Source organism: Neobacillus sp. plas4 (genome assembly GCF_057221695.1).
The window spans coordinates 593,759-619,716 of sequence record NZ_CM170152.1; the positions used below are offsets into that span (position 1 = coordinate 593,759).

The 25,958-nt window shown below is 36.5% G+C and carries 25 protein-coding genes; 20 read left to right on the plus strand and 5 right to left on the minus strand.

All coding sequences use genetic code 11. From position 1 onward, the window contains the following. The first annotated feature begins 68 nt into the window (after positions 1 to 68). Positions 69 to 737 (plus strand): YesL family protein, encoded by a 669-nt coding sequence (locus AC2TFD_RS02875; protein ID WP_335509259.1) that lies wholly within the window; start codon positions 69 to 71, stop codon positions 735 to 737. A gap of 92 nt (positions 738 to 829) precedes the next feature. Here AC2TFD_RS02875 and AC2TFD_RS02880 read toward each other — a convergent pair whose 3' ends face one another. Both AC2TFD_RS02880 and AC2TFD_RS02885 read right to left on the minus strand, forming a co-directional pair. Beyond that, a complete protein-coding gene (locus AC2TFD_RS02880; protein WP_335509257.1) occupies positions 830 to 1,549 on the minus strand; it encodes an RNA-guided endonuclease TnpB family protein in 720 nt (239 codons plus the stop codon). Further along, a complete protein-coding gene (locus AC2TFD_RS02885) occupies positions 1,549 to 2,325 on the minus strand; it encodes a hypothetical protein (protein ID WP_335509255.1) in 777 nt (258 codons plus the stop codon). The genes AC2TFD_RS02880 and AC2TFD_RS02885 overlap by 1 nt, the downstream gene beginning before the upstream one ends. Positions 2,326 to 2,523: 198 nt before the next feature. Here AC2TFD_RS02885 and AC2TFD_RS02890 point away from each other — a divergent pair, with 198 nt between their 5' ends. Further along, positions 2,524 to 4,215 carry a cache domain-containing sensor histidine kinase gene (locus AC2TFD_RS02890; protein ID WP_484674944.1) on the plus strand — a complete coding sequence of 564 codons (1,692 nt, stop codon included), beginning with the start codon at positions 2,524 to 2,526 and terminating at the stop codon, positions 4,213 to 4,215. Here AC2TFD_RS02890 and AC2TFD_RS02895 read toward each other — a convergent pair. Next, positions 4,210 to 5,805 (minus strand): response regulator transcription factor, encoded by a 1,596-nt coding sequence (locus tag AC2TFD_RS02895; protein ID WP_335509251.1) that lies wholly within the window; start codon positions 5,803 to 5,805, stop codon positions 4,210 to 4,212. The two genes, AC2TFD_RS02890 and AC2TFD_RS02895, sit on opposite strands and share 6 nt — an antisense overlap. A 196-nt stretch (positions 5,806 to 6,001) precedes the next feature. Here AC2TFD_RS02895 and AC2TFD_RS02900 point away from each other — a divergent pair, with 196 nt between their 5' ends. From AC2TFD_RS02900 to AC2TFD_RS02920, 5 genes are all read left to right on the plus strand, one after another. Beyond that, a complete protein-coding gene (locus AC2TFD_RS02900; RefSeq protein ID WP_335509248.1) occupies positions 6,002 to 6,949 on the plus strand; it encodes a carbohydrate ABC transporter permease in 948 nt (315 codons plus the stop codon). 17 nt (positions 6,950 to 6,966) lie between these two features. Beyond that, entirely contained in the window at positions 6,967 to 7,815 is an 849-nt protein-coding gene (locus tag AC2TFD_RS02905) for a carbohydrate ABC transporter permease (RefSeq protein ID WP_335509246.1), read from the plus strand. 118 nt (positions 7,816 to 7,933) lie between these two features. Then, positions 7,934 to 9,283, plus strand: coding sequence for an ABC transporter substrate-binding protein (locus AC2TFD_RS02910; RefSeq protein WP_335509244.1), 1,350 nt, complete (start codon positions 7,934 to 7,936; stop codon positions 9,281 to 9,283). Positions 9,284 to 9,576: 293 nt separating this feature from the next. Then, complete coding sequence (locus AC2TFD_RS02915; protein WP_484674945.1) at positions 9,577 to 9,885, plus strand: hypothetical protein; 309 nt, start codon at positions 9,577 to 9,579, stop codon at positions 9,883 to 9,885. 188 nt (positions 9,886 to 10,073) lie between these two features. Then, positions 10,074 to 10,637: a tyrosine-type recombinase/integrase gene (locus AC2TFD_RS02920; RefSeq protein ID WP_484674946.1), complete on the plus strand. Its 564-nt coding sequence runs from the start codon at positions 10,074 to 10,076 to the stop codon at positions 10,635 to 10,637. A gap of 85 nt (positions 10,638 to 10,722) precedes the next feature. On the opposite strand, the gene AC2TFD_RS02925 is transcribed toward AC2TFD_RS02920, so the two are convergent. Continuing rightward, positions 10,723 to 11,415: a universal stress protein gene (locus tag AC2TFD_RS02925; protein WP_335510578.1), complete on the minus strand. Its 693-nt coding sequence runs from the start codon at positions 11,413 to 11,415 to the stop codon at positions 10,723 to 10,725. A 137-nt stretch (positions 11,416 to 11,552) separates the two neighbouring features. On the opposite strand from AC2TFD_RS02925, the gene AC2TFD_RS02930 reads away from it, so the two are divergent. The 8 genes from AC2TFD_RS02930 (at position 11,553) to AC2TFD_RS02965 (ending at position 18,577) form a co-directional block, all read left to right on the plus strand. Next, the gene (locus AC2TFD_RS02930) at positions 11,553 to 13,976 is read left to right on the plus strand and encodes a Na+/H+ antiporter subunit A (RefSeq protein ID WP_484674947.1); all 2,424 of its coding nucleotides are present in this window, start codon (positions 11,553 to 11,555) and stop codon (positions 13,974 to 13,976) included. Next, complete coding sequence (locus AC2TFD_RS02935; RefSeq protein ID WP_335519185.1) at positions 13,960 to 14,385, plus strand: Na(+)/H(+) antiporter subunit B; 426 nt, start codon at positions 13,960 to 13,962, stop codon at positions 14,383 to 14,385. Before AC2TFD_RS02930 ends, AC2TFD_RS02935 begins: the two co-directional genes overlap by 17 nt. Then, positions 14,385 to 14,723, plus strand: a complete 339-nt coding sequence (locus tag AC2TFD_RS02940; protein WP_335519188.1) for a Na(+)/H(+) antiporter subunit C — start codon at positions 14,385 to 14,387, stop codon at positions 14,721 to 14,723. The genes AC2TFD_RS02935 and AC2TFD_RS02940 overlap by 1 nt, the downstream gene beginning before the upstream one ends. After that, positions 14,716 to 16,206 carry a Na+/H+ antiporter subunit D gene (locus AC2TFD_RS02945; protein WP_484674948.1) on the plus strand — a complete coding sequence of 497 codons (1,491 nt, stop codon included), beginning with the start codon at positions 14,716 to 14,718 and terminating at the stop codon, positions 16,204 to 16,206. Before AC2TFD_RS02940 ends, AC2TFD_RS02945 begins: the two co-directional genes overlap by 8 nt. A 40-nt stretch (positions 16,207 to 16,246) precedes the next feature. After that, positions 16,247 to 16,726, plus strand: coding sequence for a Na+/H+ antiporter subunit E (locus AC2TFD_RS02950; protein WP_335519193.1), 480 nt, complete (start codon positions 16,247 to 16,249; stop codon positions 16,724 to 16,726). Further along, complete coding sequence (locus AC2TFD_RS02955; protein WP_335519196.1) at positions 16,723 to 17,007, plus strand: Na(+)/H(+) antiporter subunit F1; 285 nt, start codon at positions 16,723 to 16,725, stop codon at positions 17,005 to 17,007. Before AC2TFD_RS02950 ends, AC2TFD_RS02955 begins: the two co-directional genes overlap by 4 nt. Continuing rightward, positions 16,985 to 17,347 (plus strand): monovalent cation/H(+) antiporter subunit G, encoded by a 363-nt coding sequence (mnhG, locus tag AC2TFD_RS02960; RefSeq protein ID WP_484674949.1) that lies wholly within the window; start codon positions 16,985 to 16,987, stop codon positions 17,345 to 17,347. The genes AC2TFD_RS02955 and mnhG overlap by 23 nt, the downstream gene beginning before the upstream one ends. A gap of 264 nt (positions 17,348 to 17,611) precedes the next feature. After that, a complete protein-coding gene (locus AC2TFD_RS02965; protein WP_484674950.1) occupies positions 17,612 to 18,577 on the plus strand; it encodes a quinone oxidoreductase family protein in 966 nt (321 codons plus the stop codon). Positions 18,578 to 18,659: 82 nt separating this feature from the next. Here the strand turns inward: AC2TFD_RS02965 and AC2TFD_RS02970 are convergent, their stop codons facing one another. Next, positions 18,660 to 21,743, minus strand: a complete 3,084-nt coding sequence (locus AC2TFD_RS02970; RefSeq protein ID WP_335514448.1) for an efflux RND transporter permease subunit — start codon at positions 21,741 to 21,743, stop codon at positions 18,660 to 18,662. 100 nt (positions 21,744 to 21,843) lie between these two features. Here AC2TFD_RS02970 and AC2TFD_RS02975 point away from each other — a divergent pair, with 100 nt between their 5' ends. The 5 genes from AC2TFD_RS02975 to dmpG all read left to right on the plus strand — a co-directional run bounded on the left by AC2TFD_RS02975 (position 21,844) and on the right by dmpG (position 25,905). After that, entirely contained in the window at positions 21,844 to 22,677 is an 834-nt protein-coding gene (locus AC2TFD_RS02975; protein ID WP_335514451.1) for a TetR/AcrR family transcriptional regulator, read from the plus strand. A gap of 19 nt (positions 22,678 to 22,696) precedes the next feature. After that, a complete protein-coding gene (locus AC2TFD_RS02980) occupies positions 22,697 to 22,966 on the plus strand; it encodes an iron-sulfur cluster biosynthesis family protein (RefSeq protein WP_335514454.1) in 270 nt (89 codons plus the stop codon). Between the two features lie 183 nt (positions 22,967 to 23,149). Beyond that, the gene (locus tag AC2TFD_RS02985) at positions 23,150 to 23,923 is read left to right on the plus strand and encodes an IclR family transcriptional regulator (RefSeq protein ID WP_335514457.1); all 774 of its coding nucleotides are present in this window, start codon (positions 23,150 to 23,152) and stop codon (positions 23,921 to 23,923) included. Positions 23,924 to 23,977: 54 nt separating this feature from the next. After that, positions 23,978 to 24,865: an acetaldehyde dehydrogenase (acetylating) gene (locus tag AC2TFD_RS02990; RefSeq protein WP_335514460.1), complete on the plus strand. Its 888-nt coding sequence runs from the start codon at positions 23,978 to 23,980 to the stop codon at positions 24,863 to 24,865. A gap of 23 nt (positions 24,866 to 24,888) precedes the next feature. After that, positions 24,889 to 25,905, plus strand: coding sequence for a 4-hydroxy-2-oxovalerate aldolase (dmpG, locus tag AC2TFD_RS02995; RefSeq protein ID WP_335514462.1), 1,017 nt, complete (start codon positions 24,889 to 24,891; stop codon positions 25,903 to 25,905). The last annotated feature ends 53 nt before the right edge of the window (positions 25,906 to 25,958 follow it).

Genomic DNA, 25,958 nt, shown 5'->3' on the forward strand with positions numbered 1-25,958 from the left:
AGATTATAATAGTAGGAATAGCTAGCCAAAGAAGGACCCCGGCTTTTGGCAGGAAAGGAGATTTAATAATGGAACAGAAAGGGATAATGGGAGGCTTTTACCGAGTAAGTGAATGGATCATGAGACTTGCCTATGTCAATTTATTATGGATCTTCTTTACGTTAATGGGAGGAATCATCTTAGGTATAATGCCGGCTACTGTTGGAGTATTTGCGGTTTCCAGGAAATGGATTATGGATAAAGAGGAAGAAGTTCCAGTCTTAAAATTATTCTGGCAAAGTTATCGAAGTGAATTTTTAAGGTCCAATTTATTAGGATGGTTTTTATTGATTGCAGGAAGCATCCTTTATACCTATCATGCAAACCTTGATTTATTACCAAATCAACTGCAAACTATTTTTCAGGTGATTTTTTATAGTGTTGTGATCATTATTGGGATAACGGTTAGTTTTATCTTCCCTGTCCTAGTTCATTTTGATGTGAATCTAAAACGGAGTATTAAAAACGCTTTCTTAGTTGGATTGACTTTTCCACATTATGCGATTCTTATGCTGTTTATCACGAGCGTTTCCATTGTTGTTTTTCAATATTTTCCTGTTCTATTTATCTTCTTTGGAGTTAGTGTGAATTCGATTTTACTTATGAAGATCGCGTATGGAGTGTTCCTCAAAATTCAGGTAAAGCAGAATGGAAAAATAGAAGAGTATAACGACAAATCAGAACAGATTTCAGTATGAGTATCCCCATAGCTAAAGCTAGGGATTTCGAAAGAATAGTCTTTAAAAGCACCATTGTCTTTACGTGGGCTACCACAAGTCCCGCTACTACATCAGGCCGAAGCCTTCAGCTTTGCATGTCTATTTTTCATGATGAAGATTTTCTGTGGGGCTTGAAGGAATTGTCTTCTTTCAAGTCCTTCAAAAGCATTCTTTACATGTTTACGTACGATATTATAGGCACCATTTACATCTGCATGAATTATAACTTTTGATCCTTTAAGTTTGTAAAAGGCTCTTGTGCTTCGATACCCGCTAAAAGTAGTTTGGTGTTCTTCTCCGAAAGTTGGGATGGGGTCATTATTCAAGAAACTTGACTTGGAGGTATAGCTCTCTTCCCTATCAATGACCTGAATACCTTTACGCTCAGATTTATATCGAATCATTTCAATGAAAGTCGCATAGGGAATTTGGATGAACGTTTGCTTATCTGCCTTTTGCATAGTAACCTCTACTTTCCAGCCAACATTCTTTCCAATGATGATGGTATCGATGTTTCTTTCTAAAGCAATTTCTACCACTTTAGCGCTAGCCTTATGCAAAAAATCCATGACTCGATTATTTCTTTTCCGATCCAACGAAATCATTCGATTAGTATTGAATATCCCTTCTTTTGGACCTTTACCATTTCGAATGATACTCATGTACTTTGCCTTTAATTTGTTATAGTATTGATTGGTTGATTTTAACCATGTTCCCTTGATAAGCAGAGGCTTTTGCCCCGTATTATCGACGATAGTTGCCAGGTTATCAACACCTAAATCAATACCCATTACTCGTTTCGGCTCAAATACCAATTCATTAGTTTGTTTTTGAGACCGTTGATTTCCTTATCTTGCTTACCTTTAAAAACAACTTCTACTACATAGCGTCTGTAGGAAGGTACAATTCGAACCTGTTGCAGTTTCGCTTTTAAATGAACTAACTTTCCCAAGTTTAATAGAAGATGGGTTCCTGGTAATTTTAGAACACTTCCATCTTTAATTTTGGTAATTTGATTGGTTAAATAACACGTTGTGCGTCCATTTTTCTTTTTGTATTTTGGAATCTTTGGTTTTCCAGTAAAGCTGGCAGGATTAATTTTATATTTCTTTGAGGCCTCGAAGAAACTTTTCCAATCGTCATATACTTTTTTCATCGTTTGTTGATTGGACTGGGAGGGCATAGAAGTGTAATCTATCTGTTTCATCACTTTAAATAAGGCTTCAACAAAGCCATATCCAATAAATGATTTTTCATGATGGGGCATTTGAAATGGCTTGAACTTTACATCAGTGATTTTACCGCTTTTATTTACTTGCTTAGGGTTCACCTTTCCTTTTTCATAGCTTTTCTGACGAATCTCATTCATTTTAGGTAAATGCAATTCAATATCCGTTAAAGCCTGAAGTTGATTTTCGTTTCTCGTTCCTTTTTTTAAAGCGGTGTAGACCTGTCTAATATAGTAATTGGTTATGTTGTACAAGTTCTTCGCTTTATAACATAGAGAATCACAGTAATCGAACAATTCATGGTCCGGATGTATTTGTATTTTATATGCACTATACATTGTGTTCACCTCTCCGGCAAGAACAAACGTTCCGTTACTACTTCATTATACCATGTTGTATTATAGAATGTATAGTGCAAGCCCATACTCTTATCCTAAAAAGAAATATAAACTACAGCTTATATCCCATATCTGAAGCTAGGGGTTTTACGCTGCTTTTCGATAATGAAATAATAACGTTTTCCGAGGATGATGGAAGTGAAACTCAAATATATACTAACCTTTTACCAAAGAATTCAGCTCTCACTACTATTCTTGATTATCCTTCCATTTACCATTAGTTCGATTATTACGTATGTCATTATTAACAATGAAGTGACCGATAGAGTTATCATCTCTAATCAACAAATCGTTAATATTATAGCCACTGATTTGACGGACACGATTGATGACATTACGTTTTCTACCGTAATGATTGCAAGAGATGTAAATATTAAAGAAAAGTTAAACAGTTTAAAAGGTTCTAGTAAAATCAGTACTTTTCAAGAATATCAAAATGTTCAAGAGGTAAGGGATTTCTTAAGCCTGTTAGAAACAAAAATGATCGGTGCTCAATCGAATATATTTCTTGTAAACCCTAGTGAGTACATCATTCATGCCTCGCAAACGGGGAGATTGGATCAATTAAAAACTGATTGGGATGAAATTAAATCCCGAGTAGATTTAAAGAATACTAGTACCATCCAATCATTAGGTGTCATTCATAATGATGAAATCTCTGAGAATGATTACTTTTTTGGCAGGGTTATTCGACATCATGTAAGCAATGAATATTTAGGTACGTTAGTTATTCGTATTCCCCATTCCTATTTTTCTAGTATTTTTAAGAGCATTGAAATGGGACGCCTCGTTCTCTTTGATCAAAATGGTTCGGAAATAGCCAGCAAACAGACAGATAGCTTTAGTGACAAGGAAATACTTAGTGTTGAAAAAAACATCAGTCGAGTTAATTGGACCTTGGTTTCGGAAATATCCCAGAAAGAAATTACTGGATCGATCACAAAGGTATTTTTTCTGTTTTTTATCTTAATTGTTTTATTTATCCTGGTATTTTTCCTGCTCTCCATCTATATGTCTAAAAGATTAATTAAACCGTTAAAGTCGTTTGAAAAGATTGTAAAGAAATTTGTTCGAGGGGATCATTCTGTTCGCTTTCACGTTAAGGGAAAAGATGAAATTGCGATGATTGGCAATACCTTTAATAAAATGTTAGATCAAATTAAAGACCTGATTCAGAAAATTGAGCAGGAGCAAGAAGAAAAAAAGGTGCTGGAACTTCAATCCTTAAGTGCTCAGATTCGCCCGCATTTCCTTATGAATACGCTGAATTCAATTAAATGTAACCTTAGTATTACAGGAGATCCTTTCCATAGTAAAAAAATCGATTCATTAATCAGCTTATTACGATCCTACATGCGAGTGAATGTTCCTAATACCATTAAGCAAGAATTCCAATTAATAAATGCTTATTTAGATATTATGAATATGCGAAATGGGACAGATATTGTTGCGAAGATAGACATTGAAGAGGGATTAGAGAATGTTGAAATACCAAGATTACTCATACAGCCAATAATTGAAAACAGTATTATTCATGGTTTTGTCGACCGCGAACCGAACGCCATTATAAACATATCTACGTATACTATTGAGAGTGAAATTCAAATAAGCATCTCAGATAACGGAAAAGGAATGACAAAGGAAAAGTGTGATACGCTCAATCTTCTTTTCAAGGAGTTGAATGACGAATTACTCTCTGACTATGATAGAGTCGGGCTCATTAATATTGCACAGCGTTTAAAACTGACATATGGACAGACTGCCTATTTAGAAGCTAAGAGCAATGAAAAAAAGGGAACGACATTTATCATGCACATTCCCACGTTATAACACCTGTTTTTCGTTTGCTTTTTTATATTCACCCGGACTCATTCCTGTATACTTTTTGAAAATCTTTGAAAAATAAGTTCGGTCGGAATAACCAAGGCTATATGTTATAAATTCAACACTTTCAAATCTTTCCGTAAGCATTGAAATAGCTATACGAATTTTAAAGCGATGAACATAATCGGTAAAGTTTTCACCCGTTAGCTGCTTAAAGTATCGAGAAAAATAGCTGGGATTTAAATGAAGATGATTGGCCATAATTATGGACGTAATGTTTTCGGACAGATGTTCTATAATATATTGGTCAATCTCTTTTAATTTTGGATTCCTAATGGTATGTTTGTAATTTGTATTCGTTAAGTCGTCAAGGCATGCTAAAATCTTTAGTTTTAGTAAATAGATCATTTGCTGAATGGTAAAGGAATTTTTTAAACATAATTCAAAATTCGTAAAAGATTGGCTTGAATTGAATACTTGATTCAAAATTTTTACACATTTTTCTTTTAATTGATTGGGCTCAAGCAGAAGGGTTTTGGCACTGTCCTCTAAATTGTGTAATGATTTTATCACTTCATCCGAATTAGAGTATTGAATGGCATCATTTAAACCTTTCATAAAAGGGTCGAGCAGAGAGTCTTCTACTAAATTAAACGTATTTTTTATTGAATGAACTTCTTGAAAAGATTGAATCTTAGTTTCGTAAAAAACGCTGGATTTTAATTTGGTAAGTTGGTTAATACTGCTTCCTAATGATGTTTTGTTGCAAATACTATTCGTAAAAAAGTAAAGATCAAGCTGTAAGGTTTCTTTTACTCTTTTTCGAATGCTGTTAAGAAAATGTTGAAACACCTCCACCCCTTTATTCGAAAAACTTTTCTTAAAATTATAGATAATAACGAGATTCATGTCCTTATCTTGTAAAATAGTAAATTGACTTTTATCTTTGGCAAGTTCCTCCGCAATGGTAAATAATTCACTATGAAACTCAGGGCTGTTATTTATTAATTGTTCTCGTGAGCAAGTCGAATAATCAACGGCAGAAGCACAAACAATAAAATCGTCATATTTCCAGTTAATTCCTAAACTCCGGCTGAAATCGAGAATCTTTTCATTGAATTCAATATCAGTTAAATCTTTGAGAAAGGATTGCTTTAATAAGTCTTTGTTGTGGATGATGGTATCCTGGTATTTTAACGCCTCCTGAAAATCGATAGAGTCCTTTATGTTATCGATTGATTTGAGAACGCTTTCTTTTAGCTGTTCTAAGTTTAGCTCATCTTTAATTAAGTAATCATCTACAGTTAACTGTATGGCTCGTTTTGCATAATAAAAATCCTCATGGCAGGTTAAGAGAATAACTCTAGCAGCCGGATTCATTTCTTTAAAACGTACCGCAAGTTCTAATCCATCGATTTGAGGAATCCCAATATCCGTTATGACTAAATCGGGCTGGTATTCTTCGAACAGTGCCAGCGCTTTCACACTTGAGAAAGTTGAAGCTACGATCTCTACACCTAACTCCTCCCAGTTCATGATATTTTCCAGATATTTAAGCATAGGAACATCATCATCAACCAGCATTACTTTGTACATGCCTAAACCTCCAGTCATTTGTTTAATAAACATATTATATACTGTATTTTCTTAATTGAAAGATAGTTTTTGAGAAGTGTGCATTATTTTTACCTATTGACCCTGGAAACAAGTAAAAATTATATGCAGAAAACGGTTGCTAAACCTCCTATAATAAGTTTGGATAAGGAATCACATGGAAAAGGAGGAAATATGAGTGGAAGTAAATATTAATAGCGAAAAAGAAGTCACCAGTCTATCTCCGAACAAAAAAAGACCATTTTGGAATGAAAAACGGAAAGAAAGCGCTGCTGGAATACTATTTGTTCTTCCAGAGTTTTTAGGAATTTGTCTCATGGGAGTTTTCCCATTAGGGTTTACGTTGTTTCTAGCATTTACTGAATGGAATTTTATAGGTGGTATGGAAACGATAAAATTTATTGGATTTGATAACTTTATCAGGTTAGCAAATGATGATAACTTTCTTTTGGCGTTGAAAAACAACCTATTATACACGATTTTCACTGTACCTGTGGGAATGGTGCTGGCATTAATTTTAGCAGTAGTTATTCATTCGAAAGCATATGCAAAAGATTTCTTTAAAGTTGCATTTTTCATACCCTATATCTCTACACAGGTAGCTGTTGCAGCAATCTTTGCAGCACTATTTCATCCATCTTTAGGACCAATTAACCAGTTCTTGATGAATATCGGAATTTCAGATCCACCGAAATGGTTAGGAAGTACTGACAGTGTAATGGCTGCCATTATCATTGTAGGTATCTGGCATACAGTAGGATATATTGTCATCATTTATATTTCAGGTTTAAGTACGATTTCTGAAGAAGTGTATGAAGCAGCTGAAATTGATGGGGCGAATTTTTTCCAAAAGTTCATAAAAATAACCGTGCCGCTATTAGCTCCAACAACATTCTTTTTAGCGATTACGTTAATGATTTCTTCGTTTAAAGTTTTTGATCTTGTTGCCTTTTTAACAGACGGTGGACCAAATCATGCGTCGAATGTCCTTGTTTACTATATTTACGAAGAAGGATTTAAAAACTTTAGGATGGGCTATGCTTCTGCGATTTCTTGGGTTCTATTTACCATTGTAGCTGTGCTGACCATTATTATGTGGAAAATCCAAAATAGAAAAGCAGATTAATAGAGGAGGTATTTTTTATGTACAAGTTGAAGGAGGATCTTAAAAAAAATCCCTCCAAACTCATTGTGACGATCATATTAGCGATCATATCCATTGCCTTTCTTATACCACTTATTTGGATGCTTTCAACATCTGCAAAATATGAAAGCGATGTTATGGTGTTTCCCATTGAGTGGATACCAACAAGATGGAATTTAGTTGAGAATTTTAAAGCGGTATGGATGAGTGAAGTTCCATTTACAACCTTTTATCTAAATTCCATTAAATTAGCATCGATTACAACAATCGTGACAATCATTGTTTCATCGATGGCAGCGTACTCATTCTCAAAGCTTAGGTTTCCAGGAAAAAGTGTTCTATTTGGATTGTTAATGGCATTTTTAATGATTCCGGAGCAGGCAACTTTAGTCCCTCGCTATATTATGATTAAATGGTTTGGACTATTTAATACGCATGAAGGTCTAATCTTAATGGCTATGTTTTCTATCTACTTCACTTTCCTTATGCGTCAATATATGGTTGGAATCAGTGATGAATACATTGAAGCTGCAAAAATTGATGGTGCAGGGTATTTTAAAATCTACTGGAAAATTATGCTTCCATTATGCCGTCCAATTTTAGCAACAGTGGGTATTATTAAATTTATTTGGGTTTGGAATGATTATCAAAACCCGCTTATCTTCCTTTACGATGAAAAGCTATATCCTATTACATTGGGGATGCAATATTTTAAGACTGAATACAGTGATAACTACGCAGTAATGATGATGGCTTCGTTATCAGCAATCCTGCCACTCTTAATTGTATTTGTCATCCTGCAGAGAAATGTAATTGCGGGTATTTCATTAGGCGGAGTAAAAGGATAGTAAAAAAAGTACACATTTATAAAAAAATCTTACACATCGTTTAAAAAAAATATACGCTACTATAAAGAAGCGTTCTCGTATTTTAAAAATTACAAAAGATGAAAGGGGTTACAATTCTATGAAGAGAAAAAATCGTTTTTTAATCATGCTTTCCGTTCTATTTCTTCTGCTTTTAACTGCATGTTCTGGATCTAAGGAAAGTTCAAGCAGTGAGAAGCCAGAGGGAAAAAAGGCAGAGAAAGAAGAAGTAGTAGAAATTAAATATTTCAACTGGGATGCTGACCAAACCGCTATTAATAAAATTATTGCGGATTTTGAAGCAAAGAATCCAAATATTAAGGTTAAATCCGAGGTTCTTATTCCTGGTGGAAGTGCAGTAGATAATATGACTCGTATGGACGTATTAATGTCTGCAGGAGAACAAGTTGACGTTGTTTCCATTCCTAACGTGGACCAAGCAGTACTACGTGCTGCAAACGGTATGTTTGAGCCATTAGATGATTACTTTAAGAAAGATAAACTCGATATTAAAGAAGAGTACTTAATCAATGCAGCATATGACGGTAAAGTATATGCGCTGCCACACTTAACAAACTACTGGTATATCTTATTGAATAAAGATCATTTAGACGAAGCTGGTTTACCTATACCTGAGGTTGGGTGGACATGGGATGAATTCAAAGAATACGCAACAAAGCTTTCTAAAGGTGAAGGAAAAGATAAGAGATATGGCGTATACTTCCATACTTGGGGAGAATATGCAAACCCAATTCTTTTTGCAGAAAAAGAACACCCTTATATGATTGATGAAAAGAAATCTATTTTTGATGATAAATCATTTGACTACTGGTTTGAATTACGCAGGGATTTAGAAAAAGCTGGTGCGATTAAACCATTCTCTGATGTAATTGGAGCGGAATTAAACTATCGTACTGAATTCTTTAACGAACAAGCAAGTATGTTAATGACTGCAAGCTGGACCGTTGCCGATGTTGGAAACGTGGAAAAATATCCTCATGATTTCAAAACAGCATTTGCTCCAATGCCTAGAATGAGTGAAGATTCACCAATTGGAAGCACGAACGTTGCAGGTGAGTTCTCAGCTATTTCAAAGAACTCTAAGCACAAAGAAGCTTCATACAAGTTCTTGAAGTATGTAACAGGTGAAGGTTCACAAGTAAGAGGTTTATCTTCTTGGAAAGATGCTGATGGAGAAGCAACAATCAATACAATGGTTGCTGGAAAAGAAAATTATTATGATGTAGATTCACTATTACACACATTATTTAATGATGAAGTAAAAGGTGCTTACACATCTGACCTTGCTATTTCTTATGGTAATGAACTTAAGAAGAATGTATTGGAAGCTGGATTTACTAAATTCATGCTAGACGATATCTCTGTTAAGGAAGCAAAGGAATTCATGGTAGAGGAAGCGAACAAGATTATTGAAGTGAATAAAAAGTAATCTAAGTAAACAATATTATGGATAAAGCCCTGCATGATGACGAATCGCTGAGCAGGGCTTTATCCATTTAGTTTTTTGAAACATACTTCAATCACCGTAGTGCATTTACTTTAAACTTATTCAATTTTATGCGACAATAGAATTGAATACATTTTTCATAGGTTCTTTTGATGTTTTTAGATGAGTTTGTCACATGGGGATTAAAGTGTCCTTTTTGGACAGACTTTTATTTTTTTAGCTTTGTTGTGTTTTTTTAGATTACTTCTAATCACGTTGTGGAAAGGAGGCAGTCAATGATGAACATCCATTATGCGGTCATAGGATTAGCCTATTTAATCATATTAGTTATTGCATATGCAGTTATTATTTTCACAAACTCGGAGGAGGAAAAAAGTGAGGTAATAATAGATAAAGCATTTAAGAATGCATATTCCATCCTCGCTTTTGGTCTGCTTGTGGTTTATGGCCTTTTCCTACTCCCTCACATTACCTTAGATAATCAAACCACTTCCTATCTCATTCTCACAAGTAAATATATTTCAGTGTTTACACTCGGAGCAAGTCTCTATGTATTCAGTAAAAAGTATGCATTTGATAAGTGATCAAGAAAAGGAAATCATCCGCTGGATTTAAAGGCAGGTGATTTTTTTTATTCTCCGAGAAGGTATTAAATTCACCGGTTAGTACATTTTAATACCAAATCAATTGTTTGTAATGTTACATAGTATATGTTATTGTTTAGTTATGTAACCTATTTAAGGTAACTTGTGGATGTCTAGGAGGTCAACTTATGGAGTATGTTGAGCCTATAAGAGATGTTGATAGTATTAATGCAATAAAAGAAATTTTACAAAAGCAGTCACAAAGAGACTATTTACTTTTTGTTCTTGGTATTAATACAGGAATTAGAATAAGTGATTTACTTTCAATAAAGATCGAGGATATCTGGGATGGAACGGGGATTAAGGAATTTTTATATTTAAAGGAAACAAATAGTGATGAAACCAAGGGTTACTATTTAAATAATAACGTTAAACTCGCGTGTGAGAATTACTTGAATATGTATGATTTTAAAGATAGTGATTATTTGTTTAAGTCCAAAAAGAATAATCAACCCATTACCCGCCAGCAAGCATACCGCATTATTAATACCGCTGCAAAAGAGGTTGAAATTCCAGGTAAAATTGGTACCCATACATTAAGAAAAACATTTGGCTACCACGCCTATCAGAAAGGAATTGCCATCTCCATTCTAATGGGAATCTATCATCATCATTCACCTTCAGAAACATTAAGATATATTGGAATAAGTAAAAATGAGAAACCGTTGATTAAAGTGGATGTGAATTTATAGAATAAAAAAACCCTCCACCCAAGGGTGGAGAGTTTTCCTCCATCCCCAAGGGGTGGAGGATTACACTCCACCCTCGGTGGAGGAGTTATAAGTAATCATCGTCAGAAGTTGAGTCCGTATCCATATCAACGTTTGTTAAGTCTTTAACAATGTTCTCTTTTACTCTGACTTGTAATGTTTCCTTGTCTTTCATGAATTTGAAAATACCATTATTAAAATCGGTTCCGAATTCCTTGAAGAAAATCCCTTCATATTCAACAGCCTTTGTATGTTTAAAAATGAGCTGGTAGTGGTCGTGCTCTTTAACAAGATAAGCACGAACTCCTTTTTCGAAATGTCTATCAGGATTTTTTAAATAGCGGGCTACAGATATGATATGAAGGTCCACGAATGGAATTTCACGTAATAAAGAATTAATAATTGACCCCTTAGCAATTTGTTCCCAGCGGCTTTGAGCAGTTTGACCGAGTATGATCTGTGTAATATTTTTTTCTCTTGCCACTTCAGCAATCACTTTTGAAATCGGTCTGTGTTCATTATCTTTGATAATAAATGCGTCAGCACTATGTTGGGAAGCTAATTGTTTCCATCTGGCAATATAGTTTGATTTCTCTGCATCCAGATCATCAAATGGATTAGGATCTACGGTGAGAATGTACAGCGGACAATCAAGCATATTGGCAATTTTACAGCCGCGTTGAATGAGACGTTCGCCATTCGGACCATAATATACACAGACAAGGATACTCTCGTCCATGCGCTCTTTCATTTTTTTCATTATTTGTTCACCTCGGAATCGGAATAAATGAAATCCGATACTATAACACTTTTAATAAACTTGACTATAACCCATGCCACACTTTCAGTCAATCTATTTACAGGTATACGATTTTTTAATCAATTATAGGGAGGGATATGATGTCAGCTTCGTTACACATTATGATTTTGATTCCATTTATATTTGCAATCGCTGTCCCCTACATTTATAAACAACTAACGCCGCGTATTCACACTGGGTGGTTTGTCCTATTTATTCCGTTGGTGATATTTGTTTATTTACTTTCATTTATTCCCAAAATTTCAGAAGGGAATACTTTCAGAGAAACTGTACCATGGATTCCAGCCTACAATATTAACTTCACCACCTATATGGATGGATTGAGCTTACTATTTGGATTAATAATTACGGGAATTGGTGCATTAGTAATCCTTTATTCTATTTTCTATATGTCTAAACACCGTGAGGCTCTGCATAATTTCTATGTGTATTTATTACTATTTATGGGAGCTATGCTTGGTCTTGTATTTTCTGATAATATTTTTGTTTTATATGTCTTTTGGGAAACAACAAGTGTATCTTCCTTTTTGCTAATTGCGTACTGGTATGAACGTGAAAAATCACGATATGGTGCACAAAAATCGATGCTTATTACGATTTTTGGCGGGCTGGCGATGCTTGCTGGCTTTATTATGCTTTCTATGATTACGAATACCTATAGTATTCGTGAAATGATAAGCAATGCAGCTGATATTTCCTCACATTCATTGTTTATTCCAGGGATGGTATTAATATTAATCGGAGCATTTACAAAGTCTGCACAATTTCCATTCAGCATATGGTTACCAGATGCGATGGAGGCGCCTACGCCAATAAGTGCTTATTTACATTCTGCAACAATGGTGAAAGCAGGTCTTTATTTAGTGGCGCGTATGACCCCGGTTTTCGGTGGTGTGGCTGAATGGTTCTGGCTGGTATCGGGAGTAGGAATCATCACTTTATTATATGGATCTGTGAATGCAGTGAGACAAACCGATCTTAAAGCTTTATTAGCATACTCAACGATTAGCCAATTGGGATTAATCATGAGCCTCCTTGGTTTAGGTTCTGCCTCCTTGTATTTCGGAGTGGGTAAGGATTCCTCTGTCTATGCTATGGCAATATTTGCTGCGATTTTCCACTTAGTGAATCATTCTACATTTAAAGGCTGTTTGTTTATGGTTGTTGGTATTATTGACCATGAGACAGGAACGCGGGATATTCGAAGGCTGGGCGGTTTAATGCACCTTATGCCGATTTCTTTTACCTTAACCGTGATTGGAAGCTTTGCAATGGCTGGACTTCCGCCATTTAATGGATTTTTAAGTAAGGAAATGTTTTTTACTGCGGTAGTAAATGCATCAAATATGTCGATATTTAATGCAGAGACAATAGGTCTGGCTATACCCATCATCGCATGGATTGCCAGTGTCTTTACCTTTGTTTATAGTATGATTCTTGTTTTTAAAACCTTTAGAGGGAAGAATAAACCTGAAAAATTAGGTAAGGTAGTGCATGAGGCTCCGATTGGGATGTTACTATCTCCACTTATCCTCGGATCCCTTGTTATTATTATTTTCTTTTTTCCGAATGTCCTTTCACATTACTTATTAAAACCTGCTTTGTATGCAGTGTTGCCAACGCTTGCTGGTGCTGGTGACTTGAATATAAAAATTAGTGCATGGCATGGTTGGAATACTGAGTTGTTTATGACACTTGGTGTTGTTGGACTAGGGACGTTGTTGTACGTATATTTGAAAAAATGGTATCGAATTTATCTCTTATATCCTGAAAATTTTACGATAAATAGTCTGTATAATCTTGCGCTGGAAAAAATGGAAAGCTCATCGAAGCTAGTTACAGAGCGATATATGACAGGATTTATCCGTGATTATTTAGTATATATATTCTCATTTATCATCCTGGTTGTCGGCGGTGCAATGTGGTTCTTTGATGGATTTTCCTTTGACCCCTCTGCTGATGCCCCTTTAAATCTATTTGAAGTGGGATTAGTGCTGGCCATGATTAGTACGGCAATCGCTGTTTTATTTTCAAAAACCAGGCTGACTGCCATTGTTGCAGTTGGGGCGCTCGGGTTTCTAGTTTCCTTTTTCTTTGTTCTATTCAGAGCTCCCGATTTGGCATTAACACAACTGGTAGTTGAGACTGTTACTACGGCCCTATTCTTATTATCCTTTTATCATTTACCGGAATTGAAGAAGGAGATAAGTCGTATACGGTTTAAAGTAGTTAATGCTTTCATTTCCATCGGAGTTGGTGTGACCGTTACGATGGTTGCCTTATCAGCAAATGCGAATCGTCTATTTGAGTCCATTTCAAGTTATTATGAAAACTCTTATGAGCTGGCGGGTGCGAAAAATATCGTGAACTCAATCCTTGTTGATTTTAGAGGATTTGATACGATGCTTGAAATTCTTGTACTAACCATGGCTGGGTTAGGTGTATTTACATTAATTAAGCTTAATGTTTCGAGGAGGGATAAGCATGAAGGTGCCGAATGATGTCATCATACGAAGCGTCACCAAGGTTGCAGTCGTCATCATTTTTACGTTTGCCATCAATCTTTTTGTTTCAGGTCATCATTTTCCTGGTGGTGGGTTTATCGGTGGTCTGGCGTTTTCCTCAGCTTTAATCCTTTTATTTCTAACATTTGATATTGAAACAGTTCGTAAAAATATACCGGTGGATTTTAAAGTAGTTGCAGCAGTAGGTGTATTGATTGCTGTTCTTACAGGAGTGGGGGGGATGCTTTTTAATGCTCCATTTTTATCACAGACATTCGGTTATTTCAATCTGCCTATTTTCGGGAAAACTGAACTTGCAACGGCGGTGCTTTTTGATATCGGGGTAGGGTTGGCTGTAATTGGGACCTCGATCACGATCATTTTGAGTATAGGTGATGATCGATAATGGAAACGTTAATGTCTATCCTTGTAGGTATATTATTCGCTGTTGGAACATATTTGATTTTGACGAAAACCCTATTTAGAATCATTCTAGGAACCTCCATCCTTGGTCATGGAGTAAATATATTGATTATTACGATGGGAGGGTTAAAAAAGGGAGGTCCGCCGCTTCTTGGGATAAAGAACCTAACCTATGCTGATTCTTTGCCACAAGCCCTTTTATTAACTGCAATCGTGATAAATTTTGCAACAACAGCTCTTTTTTTAGTGCTGAGTTATCGTGCTTATAAGGTGTTAGGCACGGATGATACCGAGCAACTGAGAGGTGTTGAGAATGAATAATTTGGTTGTTTTGCCAATCATTATCCCGATTATAGCGGGAATGATAATGGTGATTTTTAGAAAAAATATAAAATTGCATAGATTTCTAAGCGTTGTTACTACAATAGCGATAAGCATTTCTACTCTTTTGCTCATCGCTCAAATCCATACCAAGGGAATTCAAACCCTGCATTTAGGCGGCTGGGAAGCTCCCTTTGGTGTAAGTATGGTTGCTGATATGTTTTCGAGCTTACTAGTTCTGGTAACGAGCATCGTTTCACTATGTTGTTTATTATATGCTTTTCACTCCATTGGAAAAGAGAGAGAAGCCAACTACTTTTACCCGCTGTTTTTGTTTCTGATTACTGGGGTGAATGGCTCCTTTTTCACTGGAGATATTTTTAATTTATTTGTTTGCTTTGAGGTGATGTTAGTTGCATCCTATGTGTTGATATCACTAGGAGGTACGAAAATTCAGCTCAGGGAGTCTATTAAATATATATTGATTAATATTATCTCCTCTTTTCTATTTCTTGTTGCAATCGCATTCCTTTATGCCATGACCGGAACGTTGAATTTTGCTCACCTTTCGATACGTGTTGCTGAGGCGGGGCAAGGCGGGCTTATGACGACGGTTGCGATTCTATTTTTAATTGTTTTTAGTTTAAAAGCAGGCCTTTTTCTATTCTACTGGCTGCCGGGTTCCTATAGTGCTCCTCCGACAGCGATTTCTGCAATCTTTGCAGCGCTGTTAACAAAGGTAGGAATCTATGCAATTATAAGAGTTTTCACGCTCGTCTTTTATCATGAGCCAGAGGTGACTCATTTATTTATCGGAATATTAGCTGCGGTAACGATGCTGTTAGGAGCAATTGGGGCAGTGGCTTTCTGGGATATCAAAAGAATTCTAACGTATAACGTTATTGTGGGTGTTGGTTTTATATTAGCTGGACTTGCATCCTCTACAACGGAAGGAATGACGGGAGCCCTATACTATTTGTTTCACGATATGATTGTGAAGGCACTGATTTTCCTTTTAGGTGGAACCATCATATACCTTACCGGAACAAGTAAGTTAAAAGAAATCAGCGGTCTTATCCGTTTACACCCCGGATTAGGCTGGATGTTCTTTATTTCTGCATTATCCCTGTCAGGTATACCGCCATTAAGCGGTTTTATTGGGAAAATTTTTATAACGGAAGGCACTTTTGAAATAGGATACTTCTGGTTGGGCGGAATCGGATTGCTTACGAGCATTATGGTCTTGTATTCCATCATGAAAATCTTTATGAATGGATTTTGGGGCTATACCGATATATCGGAGGAGAAAGAGAAAGGGACAACGAAGGGGTTATTGTTACCGATTGGAATCCTTACCATATTAACGATTGCGCTCGGATTAGGCGCAGAAGGAATTCATGCTTATGTTGATATTGCGGTAGATGGCTTAATGAATCCAAGCTTTTATATTGAAGCAGTCTTGGGCAGCAATCTTGATCAATAGTTAAAATGGTTATCTTGATAGATGGAAAGGGGTGGTACCCATGCCCATGCAAGTATTAGTAAATTTATTAATTGGTGTCATCTGGATGTTTCTTCAGGATGATTGGAGTGTGTTAACATTTTTTAGTGGTTATCTATTTGGTTTATTGGTGCTTTATATATTACGCAGATATCTTCCTACTAAATTCTATTTGGTAACATTATTAGCAATCGTTCAACTTTTTTTGGTGTTTATTTATGAATTGTTCACATCTAGTATCTTAGTGATTCGACAAATTCTCAGGCCTACCATCAATATTACTCCAGGAATTTTTACGTTGGAAACAAGTTTAGAAGGGGATCTAGAGGTTACCTTACTAGCATTGCTGTTAACCCTGACCCCTGGGTCTGTTGTAGTTGAAGTTTCTTCGGATAGCAAGAAGTTTTATATACATGCAATGGATATCCCAGAATCAAGCGATGCAGTTATCCAGTCCACAGTTAAATTTGAAAAGGCTATTAAGAAGGTGACGCGAGCATGATACAGGGAATTTTAATTTGTTCATTAGTATTTCTAAGTTTTGCTGTTTTTGCAACTGTTTTTCGATTGATAAAAGGGCCGACTGCTCCAGATAGAATTCAAGCACTGGATGCATTAGGGATTAATATCATTTCTGGAGTGGCAATTTTTTCTGTTTTTATTAGAAGCACTGGATTTTTTGAGGTCATTTTATTAATTGGGATCCTTTCCTTTATCGGGACAATTGCCTTTGCAAGATATATTGAAAGAGGTGTAGTCATTGAACGTAATCAATCCGAGTGAACATATCGCAGTTTTGTTTATATTGATCGGTACCATCTTCAGCTTTTTAAGTGCAGTTGGGTTAATTCGTCTCCCTGACGTTTACACCCGCTCACATGCACTTTCAAAAGGGTCAACGATGGGCGTTCTTTTTACGCTTGTAGGAACGTTTCTCTTTTTTATGTTGGAAGGCTATTTTAGTATTCGCTTATTTCTTGGTATATTCTTTGTATTTCTCACTGCCCCTGTAGCTGCACATGTAATTGTACGGGCAGCCCATCGCTCAAATGTCGCTCTCTCAAAGGAAAGTGTACGGGATGACTTGAAGGAAATTATTGATGTAGTAAAAGAGAGTAAATAAATTTCTATAAAAAGACAAATCGTCAAAAAGTAACTGACTCAGAATGCTTGAGTCAGTTTTTTATTAAACTAGAACAATCGGGGCGGAATGTGTACGAAAAATAGAAAGGAGTAGAAGTTCGGTAAGATTAGGGATTGGATAGTGCTCGAAAAATAGTAAGGAGTGAAAGATCGGTGACAAACAGGGGTGAGTCCGTTTATATTGTTTAAAATTCTTATAACCTATACAATGAAATCTAAAATTTTTATATAAGGAGTGTTGTTAATGAAAGCACTTATCTTTGAAACATTCGGGGGACCAGAGGTATTAAAATACATAGATATCCCAGAACCATTCATTCGTGAAAATGAGATATTGGTTAGGATGAAGGCGATAGGATTAAATTTCGCAGATATATACCGCCGAAAAGGAAATTATCATCTAGCAGGAAAACCACCATATATATTGGGTTATGAAGGTGCAGGTATTGTAGAAAAGGTAGGTCCTGGCATTACCACCTTAAAGGCTGGAGACCGGGTTGCATTTGCGGATGTTCCATTTGCTAATGCAGAGCTAGTTGCAGTTCCTTTGGAGAAGTCCATTCCATTACCAGATGAGATTTCCTTTGAAACAGCTTCATCCATCTTACTTCAAGGTTTAACAGCACATTACTTAACAAAAGATAGTTTTGAAGTAAAGGTTGGACAAACAATCCTTCTTCATGCAGCAGCAGGTGGAGTTGGTCAAATTCTTATTCAAATTGCAAAATTATTAGGCGCGCGAGTTATTGGGCTTACTTCTTCAGTCGATAAAGCTAAGGCTGCTTATTTAGCCGGAGCTAATCATGTGTTTTTATACAGTGATAACTGGATTGAGGAATTAAAGAAGGTAACGAATGGGTTGGGGGTAGATGTTGTTTATGATTCTGTAGGTTCTACATTAATGGAGAGTTTTGAAGCTGCTAAAGTTGGAGGTACTGTTGTTTTTTATGGTATGGCAGGGGGTGACCCCGCTCCAGTAGATCCTAGGATGCTCATGGATACTTCAAAAACATTAACAGGCGGGGACCTTTGGAATGTTCTTACTTCGTTAGAGGAAAGAAAGGCGCGTTCAAAACAATTATTTGATTGGGTAATGGAAGGAAAAATAACAATTCAAGAGCCAACTATTTTCTCTTTAATGGATGGCTCTAAAGCACATACTTTACTAGAAAGTCGAAAAAGCACCGGTAAAATCATATTAAAACCTTAGAAATGTATGATAAAGCTCTTTGTTTGTCTGGCATTAAAAATAAAAGCCCTGAAAAGTGACGTTTCACCTTTCAGGGCTTTTATTAGTTTTCTATGATGTCTTTACGATTTTTCTTAAATATCTTCGATAACACCTCATAAACGATAGGAACAACAATTAATGTTAGTAAAGTTGAACTTGTTAAACCGCCGATTACGGTAATACCTAGACCTTTTGAGATTAAACCGCCGCCGCCTTGACCAATCGCTAATGGGATTAACGCACCGATCGTTGCGATAGCTGTCATTAGAATTGGACGCAGACGCGTTGCCCCAGCCTCTAATACTGCTTCACGCATCGTCATACCATCACGTTCCATATGAATAATCCGGTCAACGAGTACAATGGCATTTGTTACAACAATACCAATTAACATTAATAGACCCATCATGACTGAAACAGAGATGGTTTCATCCGCAATCAATAAACCTACAAATGAGCCAATTACCGCAAATGGTAATGAGAAAAGGATTGCGAACGGTGCGACACCTTCACGGAAGGTTACAACTAGGATAAAGTAAACAATCGCAATCGCTGCAAGCATAGCCATACCAAGCTGTGTGAATGTCTCCGTCATATCCGCCTGGACCCCGGCAACGCCGATGGTAACACCTTTTGGTAAATCTAATTTATCAATTTCTTTATCTACCTCGGCTGTAGCTTTCGATATATCTTTATCAAGGATGGTTCCTGATACGGTTGCATAGTATTCACCTTTACTTCGTGCAAGTGTATTCAGTGTTGTACCTTTTTCAACTGTTACTAGTTCAGATAAAGGCATTGTCGTACCAAATGCTGTCGGTACTTGTGTTGCTAAAATATCGTCAATTGATTTTGGCTGTGCAGCCTGTTCCTGCTGAACGATTACTTCTAATTCGTTACCGTCCTTTTCAACTGTTGTTAATACATCTTTAGTCGAAATTGGGTTCAACATCATGACGATTTGACCTGTTGTTAAACCATACTGCAGCAATTCATCTTGTGCTACTTTGAATGTATATTCAACGTATGCTTCCTCAGCACTTGAAGAAACATCTTCTAAGCGATCATTTGTGCTCAGAACGTCTTCTACCATTTTTACAGCTTCATTTAGTTTATCTAAATCTTCACTGTAGAACGTGTAGCTAACTTCATTTGAACCCATTGAAGTAGGAGCGAAGTTTTGTGACTTCCATTCACCTGTCTGTCCGATATTAAACACATATTCTTCAATTTCCTCACGGACTTCAGGGAAGTTCTCCATTTCTGGGTCAAAAATAAGGTACATTAACGCACCGTCTCCACCGCCGCCCATCATAGCGGCCATCGGATCTCCACTTTCTGTTACAGATATCTGAACGATGTCGATATCATCGCGTTTTAGCATTTCTTCTTCTACTGCTTCAACGTTTGCCAATGTTTCATCCTTAAGCTCACCTGCTTTTGGTGTGTACGTTAAGTACATGACCTTTTCTTCTTCACTGCCCATAAAGCTAAAACCGATTAATGGAGTTAACGCTAAACTGCCTGCTAATAACACAATAGCGATAATGGAGGTAATCACTTTATGATTAAGTGTCCATCCAAGAACTCCTTTGTACCAGTTAGCCAATTTGCCAGCTTCTTTATGGCTGCTCTCAGTCTTCTCACTATATAATTTTTTCTTAAATAGGAAGTGAGACAACGCAGGAACGATGGTAATAGCCACAACTAACGAAGCCCCAAGAGCAAACGTCATGGTTAGTGCAAACGGCATGAAGAGCTCACCGACCATACCGCCAACAAAGATAAGAGGTGCAAATACTGCAACCGTAACTAATGTAGAGGAAAGGATGGGCTTAAACATCTCAATTGTCGCTTCGCGGACAAGCGCACGACCTGACAATTTTTCCTCTCTTAAATGAAGTCGTCGATAAATATTTTCAACTACAACAATGGAGTCATCAATTACACGTCCAATGGCAACCGTAACGGCACCAAGTGTCATGATATTAAGGGTTATTTCCATCCAGTTAAGCAGCAGAAATGCCATGAAAATGGAAACTGGTATCGATACGATTGAAATAATCGTTGATTTAATATCACGTAAGAATAAAAGGATAATCAATACAGCGATTAAACCGCCGAATAATGCCTTTTCAACCATCGTTGAAACGGATTTTTCAATTGGAGCACCTTGGTCGAGTGAAACTTCGATAACAAGGCCATCAATATTTTTCTTTTCTTTGTCAATTAAATCCTTCACACTATTTACAACATCGACAGTGTTTGCTTCTTGACCTTTGACAATTTGAATAGCAATCGCGTCTTCACCATTTGTACGTGAAATCGATTGTACCTTACCTACTACTTCAATTTCAGCGATATCGCTTAGCTTCACAAATGGCAGCGGCTGGTTTGCAGAAGGTGTTACAGGAATAAGCATTCCCTTCAATTCGTCCGCCGTCATGAACTTGCCATCTATCGCTACAGCTTGTTCGCCTGCTTCGAATTCGTAAAGACCTAATGAAACGGCAAGATCACTTGCTTGAATCATTTGTTTAACAGTATCTTCTTGTAAGCCATATTCAGCCATTTTTACATCGTTATACGTAAGCTGAACTTCTTCAATATGTTGGCCTGTAATGGTGGCCGAGGCTACACCATCAATCTTCTCGATTTTTGGAAGGATAATATCCTCCACAGTGGACGTTAGTTCAACGATATCCTCTGTTGTACTGCTTATACTAAGTGCAGCAACTGGCATCATGTTCATGCTGATTGCTGTAATAATTGGTTCTTGTGCATTTTCTGGCAGTTTCACGGCCTCTAAGGCAGATTTTAATGCACGATTTGCTTCGTCCATATCTTCACCGTATTCATATTCTACTTGAATACTTGCCATATTCGCATTTGAATTGGAATAAACGGATTTAACACCCTTAAGGTTTTCTATCGCTTTCTCTAAAGGTTTGGAAACATCCTCCATCACTTGCTCTGGAGTTGCCCCTGGATAAACATCCATTACCATTAGATATGGAATTGAAATATCTGGAATTGTCTCCATATTCATTCTTGTACCTGAATAAATACCAGATACTGTTATAATTATTGTAAGTAACCATACTGCTAGTTTGTTTCCTAGAACAAAGTTAACTAAACCTTTCACACTTACACCTACCCTTAATTGACTTATCTAACCCATTTACTTATAATACTGACTAACCGGTCATCTGTCAATGATAGAAGCTAGGAGTGAAGAATAGACCATGAAAAAACAATTGATAATGGAAAAAGCAATAGAGCTCTTTGCTAAACAGGGATTTGAAGCTACTTCTGTCCAACAAATAACTGAGCATTGCGGCATTTCTAAAGGTGCTTTTTATTTGTCTTTTAAGTCAAAGGATGAACTGATCCTTGCGATAATAGACGACTTTATGATTCAATTCACTACGGATATTGACTATCTGGTCAGGAATAGTGCAAATCATCAAAATCTACTATATGAATTTTATATTGCGATATTTAGTTCTTTTCAAAAGCATTCTGATTTTGGAAAAATTCTTATTAAGGAGCAATCTCGATCATTCAATGAAGATTTCATTCTCAAAATCCGTTTCTACGACAGATTAATGGAGAAAACGATTCTTTCGATGGTGGAGCATTTGTATGGAGAAAATGAAATAAAAGAGATAAAATATGACTTAGTATTTTGTATCAAAGGATTTATAAGTATGTACTCCCAATTATTTTTATTCTATAATGTACCATTAGATTTGGACTTATTATCACAAACGCTAGTGGAGAAAACAAATATCATAGCAAGAAATTCTACTGTACCCTTTATTACAAAAGAGCATATCCAGATGTTCGAAAACCCGCTGGGTGAAGATGTAACGAAGGAACAGATTCTTGAATTGATACAACAAGAGATGGCAGAAATGAAAGAGTCTATTGAACAGGAATCATTACAATTGTTAAAACAAGAGCTGCTTGAACCAACTTTACCAAGGGCGATTGTTAAGGGGTTATTGGAGAATATAAGAAATCATCCTCAAACTAAATGGATTTCTTATATTCTGCGTATTTTCTATAAGATGTAGATATAAAGGGGGGTAATAAGTGATTGTACTAACAGAAGCAGCTGCTGCCGAAATAAAAAATAGGCTGGAACAATCAGATTCAGCGAAGTTTATCCGATTACAAATGCGTAAAAGTTGTTTTATGAAGGTGAAGTTAACGCTAGAAGCAGCTATCCAGTCAAATGATAGTAAAATCGTGAAGGATGATTTAACGTTTATCATCGACAATGGTGAATGTCATTACTTCAGAGATAAAAAGTTAGACTTTATACCGGACCAAACCGGTTTTAAACAATTTGAAGTGTTGTAAGTCATCTATATACAAAAAGAGCCCAATTCCCAAAAAGGAATTGGGTTCTCTTTTTTTTATTAAATTATGTCAAAATAATGAACTTAAACTAATTGACATACAATAAAATGCGGGTTAGTATAAAAGTATCGATTAGAAATTTACGAACGCTATTCGATAATGGCGAACGAGAGAAGGATGGTAATGTCTGAACGTTTAATTCAATCGATTGAAAGGGCAGCAGATGTCCTGGAATTGTTTTTGAGCACGAATCCAGAACTAAGTGTCAAAGAGATAAGTCAGCATTTAAACCTATCAAAAAGTACTGTTCATGGGATCATCAAGACTTTAGAACATAGAGGGTATCTTCAGCAAAACCCAGATGATTTAAAGTATAAGCTTGGGATTAAACTTTTCACTTTAGGTAATTTTGTGGCAAAACATCTCGATGTTGGAAAAATAGCTAGACCAATCATCAGGGACCTGGTGAATGAGTTAAATGAAACCGTTCACTTAGTTACCTTACAGCGAGATGAAATTATTTATATCGAAAAGGTAGAAGGCCCTAGAGCACTAACCATCTATTCACATACTGGTAAAAGAGCACCTGTGCATTGTACCGGTGTGGGAAAGGCTATTCTTGCCCACTTAAGTGAAAATGAGGCTGATAGACTATTATCATCTGCGAGTTTAGAAGCATTTACCGAGTACACGATGACAGATATTAATGAAATTAAACAACAGTTGATTTCGATTCGTGAGACTGGTTATGCTGTCGATGATGAAGAGATTGAGTTAGGGCTTAAATGTATTGCTGCGCCCATATTCAATCATAAAGGAAATGTAATCGCTTCAATTAGCTGCGCCGCACCAAAGATGAGACTTGATGAAGAGAAGCTTCCACTAGTGATAGCTGGTATTCAAAGGGCGGCATTTGAAATTTCAAAGGCATTAGGGTATAAGGATGAATTTATCTAATAGAAGCAAAATCTAATCAACTAAAAAATATTAATATTTAGGAGGAGAATTATTTTGTCAAAAGTTAAAGTTGCTATTCTTGGCTCAGGTAACATTGGTACAGATTTAATGATTAAACTCGGACGCTCTGAACTATTAGAGTTAACCGCTGTGATTGGGATTGACCCGCAATCAGACGGATTACGCCGTGCGAGAGAAATGGGTTATGCAGGGGTAGACACCGGAATTGATGGTTTTCTAGCAGATCCTACATTAGAAGCTGATATTGTGTTTGATGCCACTTCAGCAAAAGCTCATCTTTATAATGCAAAGGTATTAAAAGAGGCAGGCATTAAAGTAATTGATATGACTCCTGCAGCGGTTGGACCATATGTATGTGCTGCGGTTAACATTGACGAGCATTTGGAGAAAGAAAATATCAATTTGATTACATGTGGCGGACAGGCAACCATTCCAATGGTTCATGCTGTAAACCGTGTAAGCCCAGTAGAATATGCTGAAATCGTTGCAACGATTTCAAGTAAGAGTGCTGGTCCAGGAACTCGTGCGAATATCGATGAATTTACTGAAACAACTTCTCGTGCGATTGAAGTAGTAGGAGGGGCTAAAAAAGGGAAGGCTATCATGATCTTAAACCCTGCTGAACCTCCAATCATGATGCGTGATACTGTGTATACACTTGTAGAAGAAGGGAAATTGGACGAGGAAGGTATTAGAAAATCGATTGCTGAAATGACAGAAGTCGTTCAATCCTATGTTCCAGGTTACAAGCTTCGTACAGAACCTATTTTTGAAGGAAATAAAGTAACCATCTTTATTCAAGTAGAAGGTGCTGGAGATTACCTGCCTAAGTATTCAGGAAACCTTGATATTATGACAGCAGCAGGCGTGAAAATTGCAGAAGAGTTTGCTAAAAATCTATTAAAGAAAGAAACAGTATAAGCTGTAGAAAGGGGAAAATGAAAATGACAAATGAAAGAGATATTCTTATCACTGAGGTTGCGTTACGAGATGGAAGTCATGCAGTCTCTCACCAATTTACAGTAGATCAAGTATTGAAAGTAGCTAAAGCATTGAATGATGCAAATGTTCCATATATCGAAGTATCACACGGTGATGGTTTAGCAGGATCTTCCTTACAATATGGCCTTTCCCGCACAAATGAAATGGAATTAATCGAAGCTGCCGTTTCTGTTGCAGATAAATCAAAAATTGCAGTCCTATTATTGCCAGGTATCGGTACACTGCATGAATTGAAAGAAGCAGCAAATTTAGGTGCCAAAATGGCGCGTATTGCAACACATGTTACAGAAGCAGACGTAGCTCCACAACATATTGCTTATGCAAAAGAGCTAGGCATGGAAACAGTTGGATTCCTAATGATGAATCATATGGCACCAGTTGATAAATTAGTTGAACAAGCTAAATTGATGGAAAGCTATGGAGCAGATACTGTTTATGCAGTAGATTCTGCGGGTTACCTTCTTCCAGGACAAGTTCGAGAAAGAATTCGTGCACTTAAACAATCAGTAGGTATTAATGTAGGATTCCACGCTCATAACAATTTATCATTAGCCATGGCAAATACGCTTGTAGCAATTGAAGAAGGTGCGACACGTATTGATGGAAGTGTCCGCTGCCTAGGAGCAGGTGCTGGTAATACACAAACAGAAGTACTTATCGCAGTTTGTGAACGGATGGGAATCAAAACTGGTGTAGATTTATATAAAATGATGGATTTAGCGGAAGATATCGTAGCTCCGCTATTGCAAGTACCGCAGGAAATTACAAAAGACAGTTTAACTCTTGGTTATGCGGGTGTTTACTCAAGCTTTGCCCTGCATTCAAAACGTGCTGCTGAAAGATATGGCGTAGATTCTCGTGATATTTTAATTGAACTAGGAAAACGTAAAGTAGTTGGCGGTCAAGAGGATATGATCGTTGAAGTAGCAGCAGAACTTGCAAAAGCAAAAAATAAGTAATCCGTAATGATTCAAAAAATGGTTTTCTAATTTTTTTATAAATAGAATGAATC